Source organism: Thioalkalivibrio sp. ALE14 (assembly GCF_000376845.1).
In the GTDB taxonomy this organism is placed as follows: Bacteria; Pseudomonadota; Gammaproteobacteria; order Ectothiorhodospirales; family Ectothiorhodospiraceae; genus Thioalkalivibrio.
On the sequence record NZ_AQXY01000030.1, the window covers coordinates 40,653 to 62,688 of the forward strand.

Here is a 22,036-nt window from a genome sequence, read left to right on the forward strand (position 1 = left end):
TGCTCAGGCCGAAGCCGGCACTTCCTCGAACAACAGGCTCTGCCCGCCCATCGCGGCGGGCTTGGGCACGCCCATCAGTTCCAGCACGGTCGGCGCCACGTCGGCCAGCCCGCCGCCGGTGCGCAGGCGCCAGCGCTGCGAGTCGAGAATCATGCACATGACCGGGTAGATGGTGTGCTGAGTGTGCGGGGCCCCGGTCACCGGGTCGATGTACTCGTCGCAGTTGCCGTGGTCGGCGGTCACGATCGCGGAGTATTCCAGTTCCTTCGCAGCATCCAGCACCCGGCCGACCTCGCGGTCCAGGGTCTGGACCGCCTGGATCAGGGCCTCGCGCTTGGCGGTGTGACCGACCATGTCGCCATTGGCGAAGTTAACCAGAATGAAGCCGTAGCGCCCGCTCTGCATGGCCTGGATGGTCTCGTCAGCGACTTCCTTCGCACTCATCTCGGGCTGCTCGTCGTAGGTATCGACCGAAGGCGAGGGAACCATCACGCGCTGCTCCCCGGCGTAGGGTTCTTCCTTGCCGCCGTTGAAGAAGAAGGTCACGTGGGCGTACTTCTCGGTCTCGGCGCAGTGGAACTGCGGGATCCCGGCGGAGGCGATGGTGCTGCCCAGGGTCGTCGACGGGCGCTCCGGCGGGAAGGCGATCGGCGACAGGAAGCGCGGGTCGTACTCGGTCAGGCAGGTCTCGGAGACCGGGTGGAAGTCGCCGCGGTCGAAGCCGTCGAAGTCGTCCATGCCCAGGGCCGCCGTGAGCTGGCGCGGGCGATCATTACGGAAGTTGAACAGCACGCAGACCGCGTCTTCGCCCAGCGGCGCGCCGCCGTTGATGATGCGCGGATTGATGAACTCGTCGTCTTCGCCGGCGGCGTAGGCCGCCTCGATGGCCTCCCGGGCGGAACCGGCGGCCTCGCCCTCGGCGTAGGCAATGGCGCGGAAGGCCTTCTCCGTACGCTTCCAGCGCTTGTCGCGATCCATCGCGTAGTAGCGCCCGCAGACCGTGGCGATGGCGCCGCCAGCGCTTGCCAGCTCCTCCTCGAGGGGATCGAGGTAGTTCAGCGCGGAGCGCGGCGCGGTATCGCGGCCGTCCGTGATCATGTGCACCATCGGGCGGGCCCCCTCGCGCTGGCAGATCTCGATCAGAGCGCGCAGGTGGCGGATATGCGAATGCACGCCGCCGTCCGAGACCAGGCCGATCAGGTGCAGGGGCAGGTCGTTGTTGGCGGCCGCCCGGGCGGCACTGACCAGGGCGTCGTTCTCGTAGAAGCTGCCATCGGTGATGGAGTCGTCGATGCGCACCAGGTCCTGGTTGATCACGGTCCCGGCCCCCAGGGTCAGGTGCCCCACCTCGGAGTTGCCCATCTGCCCGTCCGGCAGCCCGACGGCGCGGCCGCAGGCATCCAGCGTCGTGTGCGTGTGCGTGGACAGATACTCGTCGAGACGCGGAGTGTCGGCCTCGGCGTAGGCATTGTTCAGCTTGGAGGGGTTTACGCCCACTCCGTCCATGACGACCAGCAGGACGGGGCGGCGGGGGGTGGAACGCGGATCGGCCATCGCGGGATCATTACCTGGGTCAATGGGTTACCCGGGCATTTTAGCAAGTTCCGATGCTTGGCGGGGCGTGGCGCCGCACAAATGAGGCGGAGCACAGAGAGGGTCAGCGCTCCCGCCCGGCGTCGGGATGGTCGGGCGGCCCACCGCCCTTGTCCTCGTCGGATGGCGAGCCCGCGTCGTCCTGGTTCTCGGCGGCAGGAGCCGACGTGGCATCGGGCGCCGGATCCGCTGGCGCTTGCCCGGCGGTGGCGCCGCCGGAGTCGCGGGCCTCGCGCTGGCGGCGCAGCTCAGCCTGCTCTTCCTCGATGCGGTCGAGCTCGGCGTCCATCTCGTCGTCCGTCAGCGGGGTGTACCCGGTGCGGGCCGCGGCACTGGTGCCCTCGCCCTTGGCGGGTTTGGCGGTGGAGGCAGCCGCCCCCGTCGTCGCGGCGGTGGTGCGGGCACCCCCGGAGCCGCCCGATCCACCGCCGGGCGACGTACCACCGCCCCCGCCCGGACCGTCGTCGTCCGGACCGTCGCCATCGGACGCACCATCGCCACCACCCGCGGTGGTACGGCGCTCGGCCTTCTTGCGCTCCATGATCCGCGACAGGATCAGGCCGATCTCGAAGAGCAGCCACATCGGCAGCGCCAGCAGGGTCTGCGAGATGATATCCGGCGGGGTCAGCACCATGCCGACCAGGAACACCCCGACGATCACGTAGGGCCGCTTCTGTGCGAGCTTGGCCGGCGTCGTGGCGCCCATGGAGACGAGCAGGATAGTCGCCACCGGCACCTCGAAGGCAATACCGAAGGCGATGAACAGCATGATGACGAAGGACAGATAGCGCGAGATATCGGTCATCACGGCCACGCCCTCGGGGGCCGTGGCCGTGAAGAACGCGAAAATCAGCGGGAAGACCACGAAGTAGGCGAACGCCATGCCCAGATAGAACAGCGCGGTGGACGAAGCCACCAGCGGCAGTGCCATGCTCTTTTCGTGGGAATAGAGCCCCGGCGCCACGAACGACCAGACCTGATACAGCAGGTAGGGGATGCTGAGCACCACCGCCAGCAGCAGGGTCAGCTTGAACGGGATCAGGAACGGCGCAGCCACGTCGATCGCGATCATGCTGGTGCCTTCCGGCAGGTGCTGCATCAGCGGGCCGGCCAGCCAGGTGTAGATCGGGTTGGCGAACGGGAACAGGACCAGGAACACCACCAGGATGGCGATGAACATCCTGAGGATGCGGTCACGCAGCTCGATCAGGTGCGTGAGCAGGGTCTCGGTGGCTTCCGGACTCGGCTCGACCCCCGGTTTGGTCTTGCTCATGAGTGCTTGTCAGGGGTCTGGTTGTCGTGAGTGGTGTCGGTTGTCGAGCCACTGTCCGGCGTCGAGGTGTCGCTCGCGGAGTCCGGGGTTCGACGTTCGCGCACGGCCGGCTTTTTGCGCTCCGGGCGCGGTCCATCGGTCTCGCGTGCCTTCTGCTCGGCGGCCAGCGCCGGGTCATCGGTCATCAGGTTGCCGTCCAGGTCACCCTGGGTAGGCACGCGGCGCACCTCGGGGGCATCCGCATCCCCGGGGGTTTCCGACGCAGCCTGATCCGTATCACGGACCGACGCATCAGGACTGCGCATGGAAGGCTTGTCGCGCACCGCCGGCTTGCTCGGCTTCTTCTCGGAAAGGGCCTTTTGTTCCTGCTCCGAGAGGTTCTTGCGGGTCTTCGGCTGGCCTTCGATATCCTCCCGGAGACCCCGCTCGGTATCCTCGATATCCTCGCGCAGACTGGTCTCGGTCTCGTCCATCATGTTCTTGAGCTGACGGATCTCGCGATCCTGACTCTTCAACATGTTGCGCAGCTCGTCAGTCTGCAGCTCCTGCTCGAAATCGGAGCGCACGCTATGGACGAAGCGCCGCGTCTTGCCCACCCAGCGCCCGATCTCGCGCGCAAGCCCGGGCAGCCGCTCCGGCCCGACGACCAGAAGCGCTACCAGCACGATGATGATGATTTCCCAGAAGCCAATGTCGAACATGGGCTATCGTCGCTCGAGCCGGACCGCCGCGTCGGGCGCGGCGCTCAGGACTTCTTGTCCGATTGCGAGGCGTCGGATTCCTTTTCGCTGCTCTTCTTGACCTCGGCATCGACGACGCGGCCCTTCTCGTCGGTCTGATCCTCGACCTCGCGCGGCTCGCCGCCTTCCTCGCCTTCCTCGCCTTCTTTCTTCTCGGCGTCGGGATCCTTGACCGCCTGGCGGAAGTTCTTCATCGCCGAGCCGATATCCCCGCCCATGTTGCGCAGCTTCTTCGTGCCGAACAGCAGCACGACGATCAACAGGATGATGAGGAGCTGCCAAATACTGATACCACCGATACCCATGAACTCTGTCTCCGGTAAAACAACTTTGGGGTTAGCCTGAACGGCGCCAGGCCCATAATCAACTATGGGGCACCCGAGTAATGTACACGTACGCGCCCGGTTCGCTCTTGCTCGCGCACCACGCGCAGCGAATGCAGTGTAGCCAGGCTACATGAACGCACGCTTTACCGGAGCCGATCAAAAGGCGGCCGGAAAAATCAGTGATCGGAACGGCGTCCACTCGTTTCGCGCGCAGCCTTCTCCGCGACACCCGACAGGCCGAAACGCCGCGCCAGTTCATCCAGCACGTCATCCGGGTGTCGCCCGCGGGCCGCGAGCACCACCAGAGCATGAAACCACAGGTCGGCCATTTCCGACACCAGGGCGTCCGTATCATCGTTCTTCGCGGCGATCAGCGTCTCGGCCGATTCCTCGCCGAGCTTCTTGAGCATCTCGTCCAGGCCCCGGGCATGGAGCTTGGCCACATAGGACTGCTCCGGGTCGGCCTGACGGCGCTGCTCGATCACCTCGGCCAGCGCGGCCAGCACCTCGGCCCCACCGGGGCGCGCGGAATTCGAATCGGTCATTGCGTGGCCACCCCGGCATCGTTCGGCCGCACCGGGACGCCGGCCGCGGCCATCGCGTCCTTGGCCTCGCCCACCGTGTGCTGCCCGAAGTGGAAGATACTGGCCGCCAGGACCGCGTCGGCATGCCCCTCGGTCACGCCCTCGACCAGGTGCTGCAGCTCGCCCACGCCACCGGAGGCGATCACCGGCACGCCGACCGCGTCACTCACCGCCCGGGTCAGGGGCAGATCGAAGCCGATCCGGGTGCCATCGCGGTCCATGCTGGTCAGCAGGATCTCGCCGGCCCCCAGGGACTCCATGCGCTGCGCCCACTCGACCACGTCCAGCCCGGTCTCGCGGCGGCCTCCGTGGGTAAAGACCTCCCAGCGTGGTGATTCATTCCCGGTGCTGACCTGCTTGGCGTCGATCGCGACCACGATGCACTGGCTGCCGACCCAGTCGGCGGCCTCGCGCACGAGCTCCGGACGGTGCACCGCGGCGGTGTTGATGGAGACCTTGTCGGCCCCGGCATTTAACAGGCGGCGGATATCCTCCACCGCGCGCACGCCACCACCGACGGTCAGCGGGATGAAGACCTCGCGGGCCACCGCCTCGACCACGTGCAGGATGGTCTCGCGGTCGTCGCTGGAGGCGGTGATGTCGAGGAAGGTGATCTCGTCCGCGCCCTGAGCGTTGTAGCGCCGAGCGATCTCCACCGGGTCGCCGGCATCGCGGATGCCGACAAAGTTGACGCCCTTGACCACGCGGCCGGCGTCGACGTCCAGGCAGGGGATGATGCGTTTGGCGAGCATCTCAGTTCCCGGCGGCCTGGCGGGCCTCCTCCAGGGTGAAAGCGCCCTCGTACAGCGCGCGCCCGACGATCGCGCCGGTAATGCCGTCCTCCTCGCGCTCGGCGAGGTTGCGCAGATCGTCCAGAGAGCTGATGCCGCCGGAGGCGATCACCGGCACCCTCACGTTGCTTGCCAGGCGTGCGGTGGCCTCCACGTTGGGGCCCTTCATCATCCCGTCACGGGCAATGTCGGTGTAGACGAAGGCGACCACGCCGTCCGCCTCGAAGTGCTGGGCGAGGTCGATCACATCGTGGTGCGAGAGCTTGGACCAGCCATCCACCGCCAGCTTGCCGTCCTTTGCGTCCAGCCCGACGATGATGCGTCCGGGAAATTCCAGGCACAGGTCGTTCACGAAGTGCGGGGCGCTGACGGCCCGGGTGCCGATGATGACGTATTCGACCCCGGCATCCAGATAGGCCTGTACCGTGTCCTCGTCGCGCACGCCGCCGCCGATCTGGATCGGCAGGTCGGGGAAGGCCCTGGCGATCGCGTGGACCGCCCGGGCGTTGCGCGGCTGGCCGGCGAAGGCGCCGTCGAGGTCGACGATGTGCAGGCGCTCGGCCCCGGCATCCACCCAGCGCTTCGCCATCTCCACCGGGTCCTCGCCGAACACGGTGGAATCGTCCATGTTCCCCTGACGCAGGCGAACGCACTTGCCTTCCTTCAGATCGATTGCGGGAATGACCAGCATCTTCGACTCCTCACGACGCCCCGGGACCGTCTCCGTCCCAGCGCAGAAAGTTGTGCAGCAGGCGCAGCCCGCAGGCGGCGCTCTTCTCCGGATGGCACTGCATGGTGAACAACGAGCCCCGCGCCAGTGCCGAGGCAAAGGTCTCGCCATAATCGGTGCGCCCGGCCACATCGGCCTCGCGCTCGGGCTGCACCCGGTAACTGTGGACGAAATAGAACCACGGGGTCTCCGGCAGGCCGTGCCACAGGGGATGCTCCTGCGCCGGCAGCACGCGGTTCCAGCCCATGTGCGGGATCTTCAGGCGCCGGCCATCCGGGCCCTGCATCGCCGGGAAGCGCGCGACCCGGCCCGGCAGGACGCCCAGCAGGTCGACCCCGCCGCTTTCCTCACTGGTGTCCATCAGGATCTGCTGGCCCAGGCACAGGCCCAGGAAGGGCCGGTCCGCCGCCAGCTCGGGCAGCAGCCGGTCGAGCCCGCGCCGGGCGAGCGCCTGCATGGCATCCCCGGCCGCGCCCTGGCCGGGAAACACCAGGCGATCCGCCTCGCGCAGGGTCTCGGGGTCGTCCGTGAGCAGCACGCGTTGATCGGCCGCCGCCTCGTGCTCCAGCGCACGCACGACCGAGTGCAGATTGCCCATGCCGTAATCGATGACGGCAACAGTTTCCATGGCCGGGTCTCGTCCGTTGGTCCGTTACAGGGTTCCCTTGGTGGACGGCATCATGCCCGCCGAGCGCGGATCCATCTCCGCCGCCACGCGCAGGGCACGTCCGAAGGCCTTGAAGATGGTCTCGGCGACATGGTGGGCATTGTCGCCACGCAGGCAGTCGATATGCAGGGTCATCCAGCCGTGGTTGACCAGGCCCTGGAAGAATTCGTGGAACAGGTCCACGTCGAACTCGCCGATGTGCGAACGGCGGAAATCGGCATGCATCTCCAGCCCCGGACGCCCGGAAAAGTCGATCACCACGCGCGACAGGGCTTCGTCCAGCGGGACATAGGCATGGCCGTAGCGGCGGATGCCCTTCTTGTCGCCCAGGGCCTTCACCAGGGCCTGACCCAGGGTGATCCCGATGTCCTCCACCGTGTGGTGGGCATCGATGTGCAGGTCGCCCTCGGCGCGCACGTCGAGATCCACCAGTCCGTGGCGGGCAATCTGGTCCAGCATGTGATCGAGGAACGGGATGCCCGTCTCGAGGTGGCTCTGGCCGGTGCCGTCGAGGTTCAGTTCGATGGCGATCCGGGTCTCCAGGGTGTCGCGGCGGACGGATGCGGTACGTTCAGTCATGTTCCGGTTCAGGCACGGTAAAACGTCAGTGTAGCAAGGCTGGCCCGCGCCCGGTATGACCGCGGGCGTTATCCGCGCGGCCCCAGCTTCGGCCCCACCAGTAACGCCTCCGGCACGGCCTCCTGGATGGCGCAGGGCAGTTCGCTGCAAATCCCCGGCCGCGCGGTCAGCGAGACCCACAACGTGTTCAGCTTCAGGTTCAGCTCAACGAAGGCGATATCCCCACCGTAGGCGTTCAGGACCCGTTCGATGGCGCGGGCCCGGGCATGGATCTCCTCGCGCGGGCGCTGGCGCAAACCGGGGATCAGCATCATGAAATCCGCCAGCCGGCGCCCTTCGGCGTCGCGCCGCGGGAGACGCTGCCACAGGGGCTGATGGGGTTCGAGGAGCAGGGCCGGCCGCAGCGCGGGTTCGGCATCCGGGGTTCGCGGAGGGGAATGGGGCGGCATGGCGCGTCGCTCGGCATGGACCTGTCTGGAGTGTAGGCCAGAAAGGCCGGAGTGCGACGGCCCGGATCCGGGCACAAAAAAAGCCGGGGACAAGCCCCGGCTTTCTTGCAGAGCGTGGAAGCGCTCTTTACCGCACCTCGACCTCGGTCGAGTCGGATTCACCCTTGTTGTCCGTCCAGGAGATGGACACGGTGTCACCGGAAGAACCGTCCAGCTCAACCTGCAAGAACGGGTTGCGGGAAACGGTGTAGTTCCAGTTGGCGGTGATGGCGGTGCTGCCATTGCGCGCCACTTCCACGGTTTCGATGAAGTGCGGGCCACCGTCGTCGTCGGGGACCAGCATGTCGTGGCTGATCAGCGCACGAACATTGATAACGCCGTTGCTTTCCTGGGCGCGAACTCGAATAGACATATCTTAAACCTCCAGTAGTGTTCGGATCAGCGGTTCGGGGTCGGCGTTAGCCGCCGCAGCCACCGACCGTGACCTTCACTTCTTGAACCGTCTTGTACCAGGTGTCGCCGGACTTCACGGCGGCGATCACGTTGGAGGACTCGCCCATGCGGATACGGCCGGAGACGTTCGCATGCGCGCCATCCGCCAGCACGTAGTGGGCGGTCAGCGGCTGATTGTTCAGCTCGACGAACACGGCCATTTCGGTCACGTTGTCCAGGCCGGATTCGACGGACACTGGAACCACGGCGCCGTTTTCGGCGATTTCCGGGGCGCTCAGGGTGACGTCGCCATCGGCCACGTCGCTGGAACCGGTCACGGCTTCCATGGCGGCGGCCAGGCCTTCGGCGCCAAAGGCTTCGGACGGCCAGGCGGCGAGCAGCTTGCTCGGGGCGAGCAGACCGGCCCCGACGGCGACACCGACAGTACCGGCGGCGAGAGTGCCTTTCAGGAAGACACGGCGCTTGGTGCTAATCATGGATGATCTCCTCTCATCTTGTGGGTCAGTTCCGGATGATCCGGGGACGTCTCCGCGGCGAACCGCTGTGACGCCTGTTGCTTTGGACGGCGACCTGCAGGGGTCTATTCCCTGCGGACCGGACTCCGCCCCCTGACCAGCTTCAGTGGTCTTTTTGCTGGTCTCGCAGATGCATCGTCCCAAACCAGGCTGAATCATTGATGAACGAATCATCGCGATTCCTGAACCGGGCGGATTTCATCCGGGTGAGCGCCACAGCGAACACCGGGTGCACCTGAAGCCAGCGGCGTATCAATGGCACACTATCGCCTTCCCATGCAACGAAGACCCTGGACCCCACCATGTTCTCCTGCAAGGCCCAATGGCTGTTGATTGCCGTGATCGTCGTGCTTGGCACGATGCAGATGCTCGCCTCCTGTGGCCAGAAGGGCGATCTCTACCTGCCCGATGACGAAGAAACCGAGGAGCGCCGCTAGATGGACTATTTCGACTACCACGGCGACACCCTGTTTTGCGAAGGCGTCGCCCTGGACGGCCTGGCCGAGCTGGTCGGCACCCCCGCCTACGTGTATTCCCGGGCCACGCTGGAACGCCACTACCGGGCTTTCAGCGAGGCCCTGATCGGCACCCCGCACCAGGTCTGCTTCGCGGTCAAGGCCAACTCCGCGCTGGGCGTGCTGAACGTACTCGCGCGCCTGGGCGCCGGCTTCGACATCGTCTCCGGCGGCGAACTGGAGCGCGTGCTGCGCGCCGGCGGCGACCCGGCGCGGGTGGTGTTCTCGGGGGTGGGCAAGACCGCGGCCGAGATGCGCCGGGCGCTGGAGGTCGGCATCCACTGCTTCAACGTCGAGTCCGCCCCGGAGCTGGACCGACTGGAGGCGGTCGCCGCGGAAATGGGGGTCAAAGCCCCGGTGTCGATCCGGGTGAACCCGGATGTCGACGCCGAGACCCATCCCTACATCGCCACCGGGCTGCGCGAGAACAAGTTCGGTGTGGCGATCGAGGAGGCCCCGGCGCTGTACGCCCGGGTGCGCGACAGCGAACACCTGGAGGCAACCGGCGTCGACTTCCATATTGGCTCGCAGCTCACGCGCATCGATCCATTCACCGATGCATTGAAGCGCGTGCTGGCGCTGGTCGACGAGCTCGCCACGGACGGCATCGAACTGGAACATATCGATGTCGGCGGCGGGCTGGGCGTGCGCTACCGCGACGAGACCCCGCCGGAGCCCGAGGCCTGGGCCAGCGCCCTGCGCGAGGTGCTGGGCGAGCGGAATCTCAAGGTCCTGCTGGAACCGGGGCGGGCGATCGCCGCGAACGCCGGCGTGTTCCTGACCCGGGTGGAATACCTGAAGCACACCGAGGCGCACGACTTCGCGATCGTCGACGGCGCGATGAACGACCTGCTGCGCCCGGCGCTGTATGGCGCCTGGCAGGAGATCGTGCCGGTGGTGCAGCGCGACGACACCGCCGCGCGCACCTACGACATCGTCGGCCCGGTCTGCGAGACCGGCGACTTCCTCGGGCGCGAACGCGAACTGGCGCTGGCCACCGGCGACCTGCTGGCGGTGCGCTCGGCCGGCGCCTACGGCTATGTAATGGCGGGCAACTACAACTCGCGCCCACGCCCGCCGGAGGTGATGGTCGACGGCGACCACTTCCAGATCATCAACCGCCGCGAGCAGGTGGATCACCTGATGATGCGCGAGAGCATGCTCCCGCAGGACCCGGACGACGAGAACCCGCCCGGGAGCGTGGACCCGTGATCCCGCGCCAGCCCGAACCCGAGCTGATGCTGGCGCCGGAGCAGGCCCGCGCCTACGCCGAGGCCGACTTCGCCGCCCCGCACGAGGGCTTCGTGGATGCCTTCGCCGAGGCCTTCCCGGCCCCGGTGACCGGGCGCGTGCTGGATCTCGGCTGCGGCCCGGGCGATGTCTCGCTGCGCTTTGCCGCGCGCTACCCGGACTGCGAGGTCGACGGCCTCGACGGTGCCCCGGCGATGCTGGCCGCGGGTGACGCGCTGATGGCCGGCCACCCGGCGGCGGAGCGCGTGCACCTGTCCGAGGGCTGCCTGCCCGAGGCGCGCGGACCACGCGCCCCGTACGCCACGATCATCAGCAACTCCCTGCTGCATCACCTGCACGACCCGGCCGTGCTGTGGCAGGCGATCCGGCGGGACGGTGCGCCGGGTGCGACGGTGTTCGTGATGGACCTGCGGCGCCCGGACTCGACGGAGGCGGTCCAGGCCCTGGTGGCGCAGTACGCGGCCGACGACCCTCCGGTCCTGCGCCGCGACTTCGAGCACTCCCTGCACGCGGCCTTCACTCCCGACGAGGTCCGCGACCAGCTGGCCGCCGCCGGGCTCGATCGCTTCACCGTCCGCACCACCTCGGATCGGCACATGATCATCCACGGGCACTTGCCGGAGGCCGTCTGATGCGCCTGGAATTTACCAAGATGCACGGGCTGGGCAACGACTTCGTCGTGATCGACGGCATCCGCCAGGCAGTCCGGCTGGACGAGTCGACGCTGCGCCACTTGGCGGATCGCCACTTCGGGGTCGGCTGCGACCAGATCCTGCTGGTGGAAGCCCCCGGCGATCCGGCACAGGCCCTGTTCCGCTATCGCATCTTCAATGCCGACGGGTCCGAGGTGGAGCAGTGCGGCAACGGCGCGCGCTGCTTCGCCCGCTTCGTGCGCGAGCAGGGCCTGACCGAGGCCCGCGAGATCCCGGTCGAGACCCTGGGCGGGCGCATCGTGCTGCATGTCGAGGACGACGAGCGGGTGCGCGTCGACATGGGCCGCCCTGAGTTCGCGCCGGCGCGCATCCCGCTGGTCGCCGAAGGCGAGGCCGACGCCTACACCCTGGACGTGCAGGGCCACTCGATCACCCTGGGCGCGGTCTCCATGGGCAACCCGCATGCGGTGATCCTGGTCGACGACGTCGCCCGCGCGCCGGTGGCCGAGATCGGCCCGGTCATCGAGCGCCACGAAAGCTTCCCCCGGCGGGTGAACGTCGGCTTTGCCGCGCTGCGCGACCGCGGGCATGTCGACCTGCGGGTGTTCGAGCGCGGGGTCGGGGAGACGCTCGCCTGCGGCAGCGGTGCCGCCGCCGCGATGGCCGTCCTGCGCCGCCGCGGCCTGGTCGACGACGACGTCGAGGTAACCCTGCCGGGCGGGACCCTTGTGCTAAGCTGGAACGGACAGGCCGAGGCACCGGTTTGGCTGACCGGGCCGGCCACCACGGTATTCAACGGCTGGATCGATCTATGACTGGGCACTCCTCCAACGCCTCTGTGAAAGAGACCGCGAAGACCCGCACAACGAAGAACCACCCCAAAGACGCGATCAGCGCGGCCGACGTCGAGGCCTATCTGCGCGAGCACCCCGACTTCTTCCAGAACCACCTCCCGCTGCTGGATATCCTGCGCCTGCCGCACCCGACCGGCGGTGCGGTATCCCTGCTGGAGCGCCAGGTCGCCCTGCTGCGCGAGAAGCACCGGGCGATGGAGCAGCACATGGGCGAGCTGGTGGAGCGCGCCCGCGATAACGAGCGCATGGGCCAGCACCTGCACGAACTCGCGAAGACCCTGATGCGCGCCGAGAACCTGGACGCCGTGCTGGCCCTGACCCAGGACGCCCTGCGTAACGAGCTGGGCGCGGAGCGTGTCAGCATCCGCCTGGCCAACCGCAAGGTCGACGACCTGCACGCGCTCGACAAGGGCGAACTGGGGACCTTCGATCCCCTGTTCAGCCGTGGCAAGGCACAGTGCGGCCGGGTGCCCGCCGAGATGCTGGACGTGCTGTTCGACGACGCCGAAGAGATCGGCTCGGCGATCCTGATGCCGCTGGGTGACGAGACCGACCGCATCGGCGTGCTCGGCCTGGCCAGTGAGTCCGCGGACCGCTTCCAGCCCGACATGGGCACCTACTTCGTGACCCATATCGGCGACCTGCTGGCCGAATCGATCCGCTGCCATGTCGAGCGGACCCACGCCGCGGCCTGACGCGGCGCACGCCAACGCCCCCGCGCCGGACCCGGACATCGCGGCCTTTCTGGCCCACATGCGCGATGTCCGCGGTCATTCGCCGCATACCATCCAGGCCTACCGGCGCGACCTGACGCGTCTGCGCGGGCTGCACGAAGGCCCCTGGGAGACGCTGAAGGCCGCGGACATGCGCCGCATCGCCGGGCAGCTGGCCCGTCAGGGACGCCACCCGCGCTCCATCCAGCGCTTCCTGTCCGCCGTGCGTGGCTTCTTCGCCTACCAGGTGGAACAGCGGCGCATGCCGGCCAATCCGGCCGCCGGCATGCGCGGGCCGCGCGCCGGGCGCCCGCTGCCACGCGACCTCGACGTCGACCAGACCCAGCAGGCCCTGGCCCCGGCCGAGGGCCTGAACCCGACGCTGGCGGCCCGCGACCAGGCGATGCTCGAACTGCTGTACTCCTCCGGGCTGCGCCTGTCGGAACTGACCGGGCTGGATCTGACCGATCTGGATCTGGACTCGGGGCTGGTGCGGGTGCTCGGCAAGGGCCGGCGCGAGCGCAGCGTCCCGGTAGGCCGGGTGGCCCGCGATGCCCTGCGCACCTGGCTGAAACACCGGGGTGACTGGACCGCGCCGGACGAGCACGCCGTGTTCGTCACACGGCGCGGCCAGCGCATCGGCAACCGCGCGGTGCAGCGCCGGGTCGCCGAGGCGGGCCGGCGCGCCGGCCTGGACGTGCGTCTGCACCCGCACCGCCTGCGCCATGCCTTTGCCAGCCACCTGCTGGAGTCCAGCGGCGATCTGCGCCCCATCCAGGAACTTCTTGGCCACGCCAACCTTGAAACCACCCAGATCTATACCCATCTCGACTATCAGCACCTGGCACAGGTGTATGATGCGGCCCACCCGCGCGCCCGGCGAAGCCGCTCGTCCGACAGCGACTGAGCATCATCGAAACCTCGGGAGAAGCCACACCCTCGCCACCGATTCATTGCGCGAAGCCCCGGGACACCGCAACCTCGCGCCCCGGAACGGCCGGCCGAACGATCGGCGCACCCGGGGCCTAGCGGCAGGAACCGGCCCGGGGCCTTCCCCGACCGCAGCAAAAGGAGACCGCCCGTGGAACAGTTTCGCGGCACCACCATCGTATGCGTCCGCAAGGACGGCGCCGTCACGCTTGGCGGCGACGGCCAGGTATCTCTGGGCAACACCGTGATGAAGGGCAACGCGCGCAAGGTGCGCCGCGTCTATCACGACCGCATCCTGGCCGGGTTCGCTGGCGGCACCGCCGACGCCTTCACCCTGTTCGAGCGCTTCGAGGGCATGCTGGAGAAGCACTCCGGCAACATCACCCGCGCCGCCGTCGAGCTGGCCAAGGACTGGCGCACCGACCGCGCCCTGCGCAAGCTGGAGGCGCTGCTGGCCGTATCCGACCGCGAGAACTCCTTCGTGATCTCCGGCAACGGCGACGTGATCGAGCCGGAGAACGCGCTGATCGCGATCGGCTCCGGCGGCCCCTACGCCCAGGCCTCCGCCCAGGCCCTGCTGCAGAACACCGACCTGCCGGCCCGCGAAATCGTGGAGAAATCCCTGAACATCGCCGCCGACATCTGCGTGTATACCAATCACAACATCACCCTGGAGAGCCTGGACGCGGAATGACGCGCCCCGGCCCCGAATGATTCGACCAAGGCCCCTTCTGCCATGACCGACATGACCCCCCGCGAGATCGTCCAGGAACTGGACCGCTACATCATCGGCCAGGACGAGGCCAAGCGCTCCGTCGCCGTCGCCCTGCGCAATCGCTGGCGCCGCCGCCAGCTGCCGCCGGAGCTGCAGCCGGAGGTCACGCCCAAGAACATCCTGATGATCGGCCCGACCGGTGTCGGCAAGACCGAGATCGCCCGGCGTCTGGCCAAGCTGGCCCATGCCCCGTTCATCAAGATCGAGGCGACCAAGTTCACCGAGGTCGGCTACGTCGGCCGCGATGTGGAATCGATCATCCGCGATCTGGCCGAGGCCGCGATCAAGCAGCTGCGCGACGAGGCGATCCGCGAGAACCGCGTGAAGGCCGAGGACGCCGCCGAGGAACGCATCCTGGATGCCCTGCTGCCGCGCCCGCGCAACGCCGGCTTCACCGAGTCCGAGCCCGACGATTCCAACAGCGAAACGCGGCAGAAGCTGCGCAAGCGCCTGCGCGAAGGCGACATGGACGAGCGCGAGATCGACATCGAGATCTCGCAGAACCCGCAGGGCGTGGAGATCATGACACCCCCGGGCATGGAAGAGATGGCCAGCCAGCTGCAGTCGATGTTCCAGAACCTCGGCGGCCAGAAGACGCGCTCGCGGCGGCTGAAGATTGCCGAGGCGCGCAAGCTGCTGATCGACGAGGAGGCCGCGCGCCTGATCAACGAGGAAGAGCTGAAGGAGCGCGCCATCGAGCGCGTCGAGGAAAGCGGGATCGTATTCCTCGACGAGATCGACAAAGTCGCCAAGGGCAGCGAGAAGACCAGCGGCGGCGAGGTCTCCCGCGAGGGCGTGCAGCGCGACCTGCTGCCGCTGATCGAGGGCACGACCGTGTCCACCAAGCTGGGCATGGTGCGCACCGATCACATCCTGTTCATCGCCTCCGGCGCGTTCCACCTTTCCAAGCCGTCCGACCTGGTCCCGGAGCTGCAGGGCCGGCTGCCGATCCGCGTCGAGCTGGACTCCCTGTCGGTGGACGCCTTCGTGCGCATTCTGACCGAGCCCACGGCCTCGCTGACCGAGCAGTACACCGAACTGATGAAGACCGAGGCCGTCGAGCTGCGTTTCGAGGAGGACGGTGTGCGCCGCCTGGCCGAGATCGCCTTTGACGTGAACGCCCGCACCGAGAACATCGGGGCCCGCCGCCTGCACACCGTGCTGGAGCGCCTGCTGCAGGATGTGGCCTACCGCGCCCCGGACGTCGACGGGGCCGTGATCGTGGACCGTGCCTTTGTCGACGAACGCCTGGGCGACCTGGTCGAGGACGAGGACCTGTCCCGCTACATCCTCTGACGCAGCCCCGCCGGGACCGACGCCCCGTGATCTGCGCCAGGGGGCGCTACTCGGGGGGCCCCTGGCGATAGGGGTCGGGCCAGCCCTCGGGCGGCGGGTGGAAGCGCTTGTACGCCCAGTTGTATTGCTCGGGGCAGCGCCGCACCAGGGTCTCCACATGGGCGTTGATCGCCGCGGCCGCGCGGGCGAAATCGCGGTCGGCCACCTCCGGCCCGGCTTCGACCTCGTGATAGCGAAAGCCCCGGCCCCCGGGCAGGCGCTCGGCAAACAGGAACACCACGTGATCCGCGCGCCCGCGCAGCAGGCGGGGGAGCAGGGTCATGGTCAGGGCCGGGCGGCCGAAGAACGGAGCGTGCTGGCCCGAGGCGCCCTTGGGGCTCTGGTCCGGCAGGATGCCGATGATCTCGCCGCGGTCGCGGGCCTGCTGCAGGATGCGCAGGCCGCTGCGATCGGCCGGGGCCAGCTCGGCCCCGGTCGAGGCCCGGGCCTCGCGCACCCAGCGATCAATCTCCGGGGTCTTGAACGGGCTGTACAGCGTGGCCATCGGACCGTGGCGGGCGGCATGCAGGCCGGCGAACTCCCAGGAACCCAGATGCGGGGCGCACAGGAACAGCGCCCGGCCGGGGGGGCGCTCGCGCAGGCGCGCGTAGTGCGGCGGCTGGACGGCCAGCGTCTCCAGGCTTGCCGGGGGCGACTGCCACAGCCAGGGCGATTCGGTCAGGGCCCGGCCCATGGCCATCAACGAGCGACGCCCCACCCGCCGCCGCCAGGCCGGATCCTTTTCCGGGAAGCACAGCGCCAGGTTGATGCGGGTGATACGGGCCGCGCGCGTGGGGAGATACCAGGCAAGCGCGCCCACCCCGCCGCCCAGGGCGTGGTTTACCCGCAGCGGGAGTCGCGCGAGCAGGCGCAGGCCGCCCCCGATCAGGCGGTCACGCAGATGCCGACGTCGGGCCATGCTCGGACGCTTCGGGTTCGGCGGTCCTGTCCGGCGGCGGCTCGCGCGGAGGAATGCCGCCCTCGGTCATCAGGGGTTTGAGGGTGGTGCGCAGGTTGCGGAACAGCCGCGGGTGCTGCGCCTCTTCCTGCGCCAGCAGCTGCTTCATGTGCTCGCGCTGGGTGGGCATGGCGAAGCAGGCCGGGCAGTTGTCGAGGATGACCGGCAGCCCCGCGGCCTCGGCGAAGTCACGGGTCTGGCGCTCGCGCACGTAGACCAGCGGGCGGATCACCCGCAGGTCGCCGGCGTCGATCGCGTAGTGGGCCTTCATGGTGCGCAGCTGGCCGCCATGGAAGGCGCTCATCATGAAGCTCTCCGCGAGATCATCGAGGTGCTGGCCCAGCGCCAGTACGTTGTAGCCGCGTTCGCGCGCGGTGCGATACATCAGGCCGCGCTTCATCCGCGAGCAGAAGGAACAGAACGAGTCGTTGTCCATGTGCGCGTCCGCCAGTTCGGCGATCGGCTCGGACACGAAGTGATAGGGGATGCCATACGCGGCGAGGTAGTCCATCAGCCGCTGCGGCTCGAACCCCTCGATCTCGGGATTGATGGTGACCGCCCCGACCTCGAAATGCACCGGGGCCCGCCGCGCGAGGTTGTGCAGCAGCCACAGCAGGGTCAGCGAATCCTTGCCACCGGACAGGCCGACCAGGATACGGTCACCCTCGCGGACCATGTCGAAGTCGGCGATGGCACGCCCGGCAAGGCGGCGGATCGAGGCGGGAACGGCGGGAGTCTCCATGGGGCCGCAACATAGGCCGCGCGCGGTCTGCACGCAAGCATCGGTAGGCCGGTGCGGGGTTGGGGGCGCCAACCGTTGGTGCACGGCTCGCAGGCATGCACCGGGTCCGGGCAGCCGCTGCGCCGCAAGGGTGCGGCAACGCGGTGAGCGGGCCCCACGCATGGCCTGCGATACGCAGTCTCGCCATGGCACTGCGTTTGCAAGGGATCCGGAAGGCAATGTCCACCGGGGGACCCCATGCACGACCGCAAGAGCCTCAGTCTGGCCGCCGAGCTGCGGCGCAACCTGCGGACCGAATTTCCCGCAGTGGCGAGGCTGTCGGTGAGCGATCCCGATTTCATGGAAGCGATCCTGGACTACGCCGGCCGCTCGCAGTCGAGCCTGGTGCAGGCGGCGGCGCTGACCCTGCGCAGCCAGCTGGAGGGATCAGGGTATCTGCGGTCCCCGCCCGCGGCGAACACGGAAGCGGATCCCCATGCAGCGACCGGGTCGCACTCTGCACACAAGCGGCGGGTCTACCGAGGGCGGGTGATCGAGGACCCGGAGTAGCGCCAGCAATCGCATCGAGGGTTTCGCGGGGCGGGCGTTTTGGCGACACTCGGGGTTTTTCCGGAGAACCGCCATGGACGCACTGTACCCCGAGATCGAACCGCACGGGATGGGCCGGCTGAAGGTCGGCGACGGCCACGAACTCTACTTCGAGGAATGCGGCAACCCGGACGGCATCCCGGTGGTGTTCCTGCATGGCGGGCCGGGCTCGGGGTGCGAGAGCTGGCATCGCCGGTTCTACGACCCCGAGCGCTACCGCATTGTGCTGTTCGACCAGCGCGGCTGCGGACGCTCGACGCCGCATGCCAGCCTCGAGGCGAACACGACGTGGCATGTGGTGGCGGACATCGAGCGGCTCCGTGAGCACCTGGGGATCGAGCGCTGGGCCGTGTTCGGCGGGTCGTGGGGCTCCACCCTGGGGCTGGCGTATGCCCAGAGGCACCCGGAGCGGGTGCTCGGGCTGGTGCTGCGGGGGATCTTCCTGTGCCGCCCGCAGGACATCCAGTGGTTCTACCAGTCCGGCGCCGACCGCCTGTTCCCCGAGGCCTGGGCCGACTACGAGGCGCGGATCCCCGAGGCGGAGCGCGACGACATGGTGGGCGCGTATTACCGGCGGCTCACGGATGACGATCGGGCGGTACGCGAGGCGGCGGCCCGGGCCTGGTCCGGCTGGGAGGGACGCACCTCCTGCCTGATCCCGAACGAGGACGTGATCGCCCATTTCGAGGAGCCCGACGTGGCGGTCAGCCTGGCGCGGCTGGAATGCCACTACTTCATGCACGACACCTTCCTGGAGCCCGACCAGCTGCTGCGCGATGCCGGCCGGCTCCGAGGCATTCCCGGCACCATCGTGCACGGACGCTACGACGTGGTCTGTCCGGTGAACCAGGCGGTCGCGCTGCACCAGGCCTGGCCGCAGGCGCAGCTGGAGATCGTCCCCGATGCCGGCCACTCGGCCCCCGAGCCCGGGATCCTGCGTCGACTGGTCGCGGCCACCGACCGACTGGGCACGCAGCTCGCGGGGCGGGTCGAGCCCGGCACCGGCAAGGCGCGGGCGTGATCGCATTGATCCAGCGCGTCACCGAGGGCCAGGTGGCGGTCGGCGGTGAGGTGACGGGCGCCATCGGGCCCGGGCTGGTGGCCCTGGTGGCCGTGGAGCCGAACGACACCGAGGCGAGCGCGGAGCGCATGCTGGACCGCCTGCTGGGCTACCGCGTGTTCGCGGACCAGGACGGTCGGATGAACCGGAGCCTGGTCGAGGCCGGCGGCGGGCTACTGCTGGTGCCGCAGTTCACCCTCGCCGCCGATACCCGCAAGGGGATGCGCCCGAGCTTCTCCGGATCCGCCAGCCCGGAACACGGGGCGGCGTTGTTCGAGGTGCTGGTGCGCCGGGCGACCGAACGCCACGCACCGGTCGCCAGCGGGCGTTTTGGCGCGGACATGCAGGTGAGCCTGACCAACGACGGCCCGGTGACCTTCTGGCTGGAGGCGCGCGGGCAGTAAGCCGCGACGGGCGGCCGAACCCAAACCCAGGTCAAGGGCGAATTAACCACAGAGAACACGGAGGACACAGAGGAGGTCTTTGCTGGAACGCCACGGTGCAGGGGGGCCGCCCGACAGCGACCGGGGATCGGAAAGAATGGCGTCGCACGCGGCATTTAGCCACAGCCTTGTACCTTTCCTTCGTTTCTCCGTGACCTCCGTGTCCTCTGTGGTAGAGCATTCGGTTTTCATGGGCCCCAAACGAAGAGACCCGGCACGAGGCCGGGTCCCTTAGAGCAACGCTGGGTTCGCTATGCGCGCGGATCAGGCCGCGCGACGCAGGAACGGGCGCTGGCCGGACTGGACCGCGCGACGGATGAAGTCGGCACGGCCGGCCTCGCGCTGGTTCAGGTTGTCGGCGCACTGCGACGGCTCGTAGGCGGCAGCGGAGAGCATCACTTCCAGCTCGCACAGGTCGACCTTCGGCTGGGTCAGCTCGTCCGGGGTGGTGTTCAGCTTGCGGCCGACTTCCCAGAACATGCGCGGGTTCCAGAGCTTGGTCTGAATGCGCGGGGACTGGAACAGGGTGACGCAGCGGTTGTTGAGCTCTTGCTGATCCATGAGGTACTCCTGTGACAGGTTATTCAAGCGCGCCCGAATCTAGCGGACCCGGGGCGCGAATACAAGCGTTTCCTGATGGAATGAGCGGTTGGGGCAGGCCGCGCCCTATTCGACGGTCACCGACTTCGCCAGGTTGCGCGGTTGATCGACGTCCGTGCCCTTCAGCACCGCCGTGTGGTAGGCCAGCAACTGGAGCGGGATGGTGAACAGGATCGGGGCCAGCCAGGGACTGACGGCCCCGGTCTGCGGGAGACCGATCCAGGTATCTTCCGGCGCCAGGGCGCGCGCCGCGCTGGATTCGCCAATGACGATCAGCTGGCCGCCGCGGGCGCGGACCTCCTGGAGGTTACTGGACAGTTTCTCCAGCTGGGCATCATCCGGCGCCACGGCCACCACCGGCATCTCGGTATCCACCAAGGCCAGCGGGCCGTGTTTCAGCTCGCCCGAGGGGTAGGCCTCGGCGTGGATATAGGAGATTTCCTTGAGCTTGAGCGCGCCCTCCAGCGCGATCGGGAAATAGGCCCCGCGCCCCAGGAAAAGCGCATGCTGGCGCTCCAGGAGGCCCTCGGCGATGCGCGCGATCGGTGTGTCCAGGGCAAGGATCCGCGCAACCTGTTCGGGGAGCCCGCGCAGGGCCGCGACGGCCGCGGCGCGCTCGCCATCGGGCATGCGCGCAGCAGTGGCGGCCTGCCCCAGCAACAGGACCAGGACGGCGAGCGCAGCGAGCTGGGTGGTGAACGCCTTGGTGGAGGCGACGCCGATCTCGGGCCCGGCATGGGTCATCATCACCATATCGGCCGCGCGCGCCATGGTGCTCTCGGGGACGTTGCAGATCGCCAGGCGCGCCAGGAACGGCTCGTCCTGGGACTGGCGCAGTACGGCCAGGGTGTCGGCCGTCTCGCCCGACTGCGAGATCACGACCAGCAGCGTGCCAGGGGCGAGGACATGGCGGCGATAGCGATACTCGCTCGCCACCTCGACCCGAGCGGGCAGGCCAAGGTGCTCCTCGATCCAGTGGGCGGCGACCATACCGGCGTGGTAGCTCGTGCCGCAGGCGACGATCTGGACCGCCGCGACATCCGCAAGGCGTTCATCGCTCCCGGGTCCGAGGATATTCTCGAGGATGGCGGACTCGCCCAGGCGGCCGGACAGCGTCTCTTCCAGCGCGTGCGGCTGCTCGTAGATCTCCTTGAGCATGAAGTGCCGGTATTCACCGCGATCGGCGATGTTGACCTGGCAGCGGCTCTCGCGGATGCCGCGATCGACCGGCGCCCCGCTTGCGTCCTCGATCGCCACGCCGTCACGGGTGAGGCGCGCGATATCGCCGTCCTCCAGGTCGACGAACCGCTGCGTCACCGGGAGCAGGGCCTGGACGTCGGAGGCCGCGAAGGTCTCGCCGATGCCCAGACCCAGGAGCACGGGGCTGCCCGAACGCGCGACGATCAGCTCGTCGGGGAAATCGGCGAACACGGCGGCAATGGCGTAGGCGCCCTGCAGCTCGGCGCATGTGGCCCGCATGGCCTCCCGCGGCGACGCCCCGGCCTCCAGGGCCTGTTCGAGGCGATGGGCGATGACCTCCGAGTCGGTCGCGGAGACGCAGGGCCAGCCCGCGGCGTCCAGACGGGAACGCAGGTCCGCATGATTTTCGATGATGCCGTTGTGCACGATGGCTACCCGCCCGTCGCGGGAACGGTGAGGGTGGGCATTGCCTTCGGTGGGTGCGCCGTGGGTGGCCCAACGGGTGTGGGCGATCCCGACGCGGCCCTGCAGGCCGGCCTCCTGGATGCGCTGCTCCAGGGCCGCGACCTTGCCGATCGCGCGGATATCGTCCACGGTCCCGTCGTTGACGACCGCGACCCCCGCGGAGTCATAACCCCGGTATTCCAGTCGGTGCAATCCCTCGACCAGAACGGGGACCAGGTTCCGTTCGCCTATGCCTGCCACCAGACCGCACATCG

The 22,036-nt window shown here is 68.5% G+C and carries 27 protein-coding genes; 11 read left to right on the forward strand and 16 right to left on the reverse strand.

Annotated elements, in window-relative coordinates:
• Positions 1-3 precede the first annotated feature (3 nt).
• From gpmI to soxY, 12 genes are all read right to left on the reverse strand, one after another.
• Entirely contained in the window at positions 4-1,554 is a 1,551-nt protein-coding gene (gene gpmI / locus F572_RS0111310; RefSeq protein WP_017943103.1) for a 2,3-bisphosphoglycerate-independent phosphoglycerate mutase, read from the reverse strand.
• 103 nt (positions 1,555-1,657) lie between these two features.
• Positions 1,658-2,866 carry a twin-arginine translocase subunit TatC gene (gene tatC, locus F572_RS0111315; RefSeq protein ID WP_017943102.1) on the reverse strand — a complete coding sequence of 403 codons (1,209 nt, stop codon included), beginning with the start codon at positions 2,864-2,866 and terminating at the stop codon, positions 1,658-1,660.
• Entirely contained in the window at positions 2,863-3,567 is a 705-nt protein-coding gene (gene tatB, locus F572_RS0111320) for a Sec-independent protein translocase protein TatB (RefSeq protein ID WP_017943101.1), read from the reverse strand. Before tatB ends, tatC begins: the two co-directional genes overlap by 4 nt.
• A 44-nt stretch (positions 3,568-3,611) precedes the next feature.
• Positions 3,612-3,911, reverse strand: coding sequence for a twin-arginine translocase TatA/TatE family subunit (gene tatA / locus F572_RS0111325; RefSeq protein ID WP_017943100.1), 300 nt, complete (start codon positions 3,909-3,911; stop codon positions 3,612-3,614).
• A 197-nt stretch (positions 3,912-4,108) separates the two neighbouring features.
• Positions 4,109-4,477, reverse strand: coding sequence for a phosphoribosyl-ATP diphosphatase (locus F572_RS0111330; RefSeq protein ID WP_017943099.1), 369 nt, complete (start codon positions 4,475-4,477; stop codon positions 4,109-4,111).
• Positions 4,474-5,268: an imidazole glycerol phosphate synthase subunit HisF gene (gene hisF, locus F572_RS0111335; RefSeq protein ID WP_017943098.1), complete on the reverse strand. Its 795-nt coding sequence runs from the start codon at positions 5,266-5,268 to the stop codon at positions 4,474-4,476. Before hisF ends, F572_RS0111330 begins: the two co-directional genes overlap by 4 nt.
• 1 nt (position 5,269) lies before the next feature.
• Positions 5,270-5,998: a 1-(5-phosphoribosyl)-5-[(5-phosphoribosylamino)methylideneamino]imidazole-4-carboxamide isomerase gene (gene hisA / locus F572_RS0111340; protein ID WP_017943097.1), complete on the reverse strand. Its 729-nt coding sequence runs from the start codon at positions 5,996-5,998 to the stop codon at positions 5,270-5,272.
• A gap of 10 nt (positions 5,999-6,008) precedes the next feature.
• Positions 6,009-6,665, reverse strand: coding sequence for an imidazole glycerol phosphate synthase subunit HisH (gene hisH, locus F572_RS0111345; RefSeq protein WP_017943096.1), 657 nt, complete (start codon positions 6,663-6,665; stop codon positions 6,009-6,011).
• Between the two features lie 24 nt (positions 6,666-6,689).
• Positions 6,690-7,283 (reverse strand): imidazoleglycerol-phosphate dehydratase HisB, encoded by a 594-nt coding sequence (gene hisB, locus F572_RS0111350; RefSeq protein ID WP_017943095.1) that lies wholly within the window; start codon positions 7,281-7,283, stop codon positions 6,690-6,692.
• A gap of 68 nt (positions 7,284-7,351) precedes the next feature.
• Entirely contained in the window at positions 7,352-7,732 is a 381-nt protein-coding gene (locus tag F572_RS0111355) for a hypothetical protein (protein WP_017943094.1), read from the reverse strand.
• 127 nt (positions 7,733-7,859) lie between these two features.
• The gene (gene soxZ / locus F572_RS14810; protein ID WP_017943093.1) at positions 7,860-8,144 is read right to left on the reverse strand and encodes a thiosulfate oxidation carrier complex protein SoxZ; all 285 of its coding nucleotides are present in this window, start codon (positions 8,142-8,144) and stop codon (positions 7,860-7,862) included.
• 46 nt (positions 8,145-8,190) lie between these two features.
• Entirely contained in the window at positions 8,191-8,661 is a 471-nt protein-coding gene (soxY, locus tag F572_RS0111365) for a thiosulfate oxidation carrier protein SoxY (protein WP_017943092.1), read from the reverse strand.
• 341 nt (positions 8,662-9,002) lie between these two features.
• Between soxY and F572_RS15425 the strand changes: the two genes are divergently transcribed.
• From F572_RS15425 to hslU, 8 genes are all read left to right on the forward strand, one after another.
• Positions 9,003-9,137 carry a lipoprotein gene (locus F572_RS15425; RefSeq protein WP_017943090.1) on the forward strand — a complete coding sequence of 45 codons (135 nt, stop codon included), beginning with the start codon at positions 9,003-9,005 and terminating at the stop codon, positions 9,135-9,137.
• Positions 9,138-10,427, forward strand: a complete 1,290-nt coding sequence (gene lysA / locus F572_RS0111380) for a diaminopimelate decarboxylase (protein ID WP_017943089.1) — start codon at positions 9,138-9,140, stop codon at positions 10,425-10,427. It begins immediately after the preceding gene.
• Positions 10,424-11,098 (forward strand): trans-aconitate 2-methyltransferase, encoded by a 675-nt coding sequence (locus F572_RS0111385; protein WP_017943088.1) that lies wholly within the window; start codon positions 10,424-10,426, stop codon positions 11,096-11,098. The genes lysA and F572_RS0111385 overlap by 4 nt, the downstream gene beginning before the upstream one ends.
• A complete protein-coding gene (dapF, locus tag F572_RS0111390; RefSeq protein WP_017943087.1) occupies positions 11,098-11,934 on the forward strand; it encodes a diaminopimelate epimerase in 837 nt (278 codons plus the stop codon). Before F572_RS0111385 ends, dapF begins: the two co-directional genes overlap by 1 nt.
• Positions 11,931-12,668, forward strand: a complete 738-nt coding sequence (locus F572_RS0111395) for a DUF484 family protein (RefSeq protein ID WP_017943086.1) — start codon at positions 11,931-11,933, stop codon at positions 12,666-12,668. The genes dapF and F572_RS0111395 overlap by 4 nt, the downstream gene beginning before the upstream one ends.
• A complete protein-coding gene (gene xerC, locus F572_RS0111400) occupies positions 12,640-13,593 on the forward strand; it encodes a tyrosine recombinase XerC (RefSeq protein WP_017943085.1) in 954 nt (317 codons plus the stop codon). The genes F572_RS0111395 and xerC overlap by 29 nt, the downstream gene beginning before the upstream one ends.
• A gap of 174 nt (positions 13,594-13,767) precedes the next feature.
• The gene (gene hslV / locus F572_RS0111405; protein ID WP_017943084.1) at positions 13,768-14,310 is read left to right on the forward strand and encodes an ATP-dependent protease subunit HslV; all 543 of its coding nucleotides are present in this window, start codon (positions 13,768-13,770) and stop codon (positions 14,308-14,310) included.
• Positions 14,311-14,352: 42 nt separating this feature from the next.
• Positions 14,353-15,687, forward strand: coding sequence for an ATP-dependent protease ATPase subunit HslU (gene hslU / locus F572_RS0111410; protein WP_017943083.1), 1,335 nt, complete (start codon positions 14,353-14,355; stop codon positions 15,685-15,687).
• A gap of 46 nt (positions 15,688-15,733) precedes the next feature.
• Here hslU and F572_RS0111415 read toward each other — a convergent pair whose 3' ends face one another.
• Both F572_RS0111415 and F572_RS0111420 read right to left on the reverse strand, forming a co-directional pair.
• Positions 15,734-16,645, reverse strand: a complete 912-nt coding sequence (locus tag F572_RS0111415; protein WP_017943082.1) for a lysophospholipid acyltransferase family protein — start codon at positions 16,643-16,645, stop codon at positions 15,734-15,736.
• Positions 16,620-17,426, reverse strand: a complete 807-nt coding sequence (locus F572_RS0111420) for a tRNA 2-thiocytidine(32) synthetase TtcA (protein WP_017943081.1) — start codon at positions 17,424-17,426, stop codon at positions 16,620-16,622. Before F572_RS0111420 ends, F572_RS0111415 begins: the two co-directional genes overlap by 26 nt.
• Positions 17,427-17,663: 237 nt before the next feature.
• On the opposite strand from F572_RS0111420, the gene F572_RS0111425 reads away from it, so the two are divergent.
• The 3 genes from F572_RS0111425 to dtd all read left to right on the forward strand — a co-directional run bounded on the left by F572_RS0111425 (position 17,664) and on the right by dtd (position 19,478).
• Positions 17,664-17,975 (forward strand): hypothetical protein, encoded by a 312-nt coding sequence (locus tag F572_RS0111425; RefSeq protein ID WP_017943080.1) that lies wholly within the window; start codon positions 17,664-17,666, stop codon positions 17,973-17,975.
• Between the two features lie 73 nt (positions 17,976-18,048).
• A complete protein-coding gene (gene pip, locus F572_RS0111430; protein WP_017943079.1) occupies positions 18,049-19,035 on the forward strand; it encodes a prolyl aminopeptidase in 987 nt (328 codons plus the stop codon).
• Positions 19,032-19,478 (forward strand): D-aminoacyl-tRNA deacylase, encoded by a 447-nt coding sequence (gene dtd / locus F572_RS0111435; protein WP_017943078.1) that lies wholly within the window; start codon positions 19,032-19,034, stop codon positions 19,476-19,478. The genes pip and dtd overlap by 4 nt, the downstream gene beginning before the upstream one ends.
• A gap of 303 nt (positions 19,479-19,781) precedes the next feature.
• Here the strand turns inward: dtd and F572_RS0111440 are convergent, their stop codons facing one another.
• On the reverse strand, positions 19,782-20,078 hold the full coding sequence (locus F572_RS0111440) for a hypothetical protein (protein WP_017943077.1): 297 nt from the start codon (positions 20,076-20,078) through the stop codon (positions 19,782-19,784).
• A 105-nt stretch (positions 20,079-20,183) separates the two neighbouring features.
• A complete protein-coding gene (gene glmS / locus F572_RS0111445) occupies positions 20,184-22,034 on the reverse strand; it encodes a glutamine--fructose-6-phosphate transaminase (isomerizing) (RefSeq protein ID WP_017943076.1) in 1,851 nt (616 codons plus the stop codon).
• Positions 22,035-22,036 lie beyond the last annotated feature (2 nt).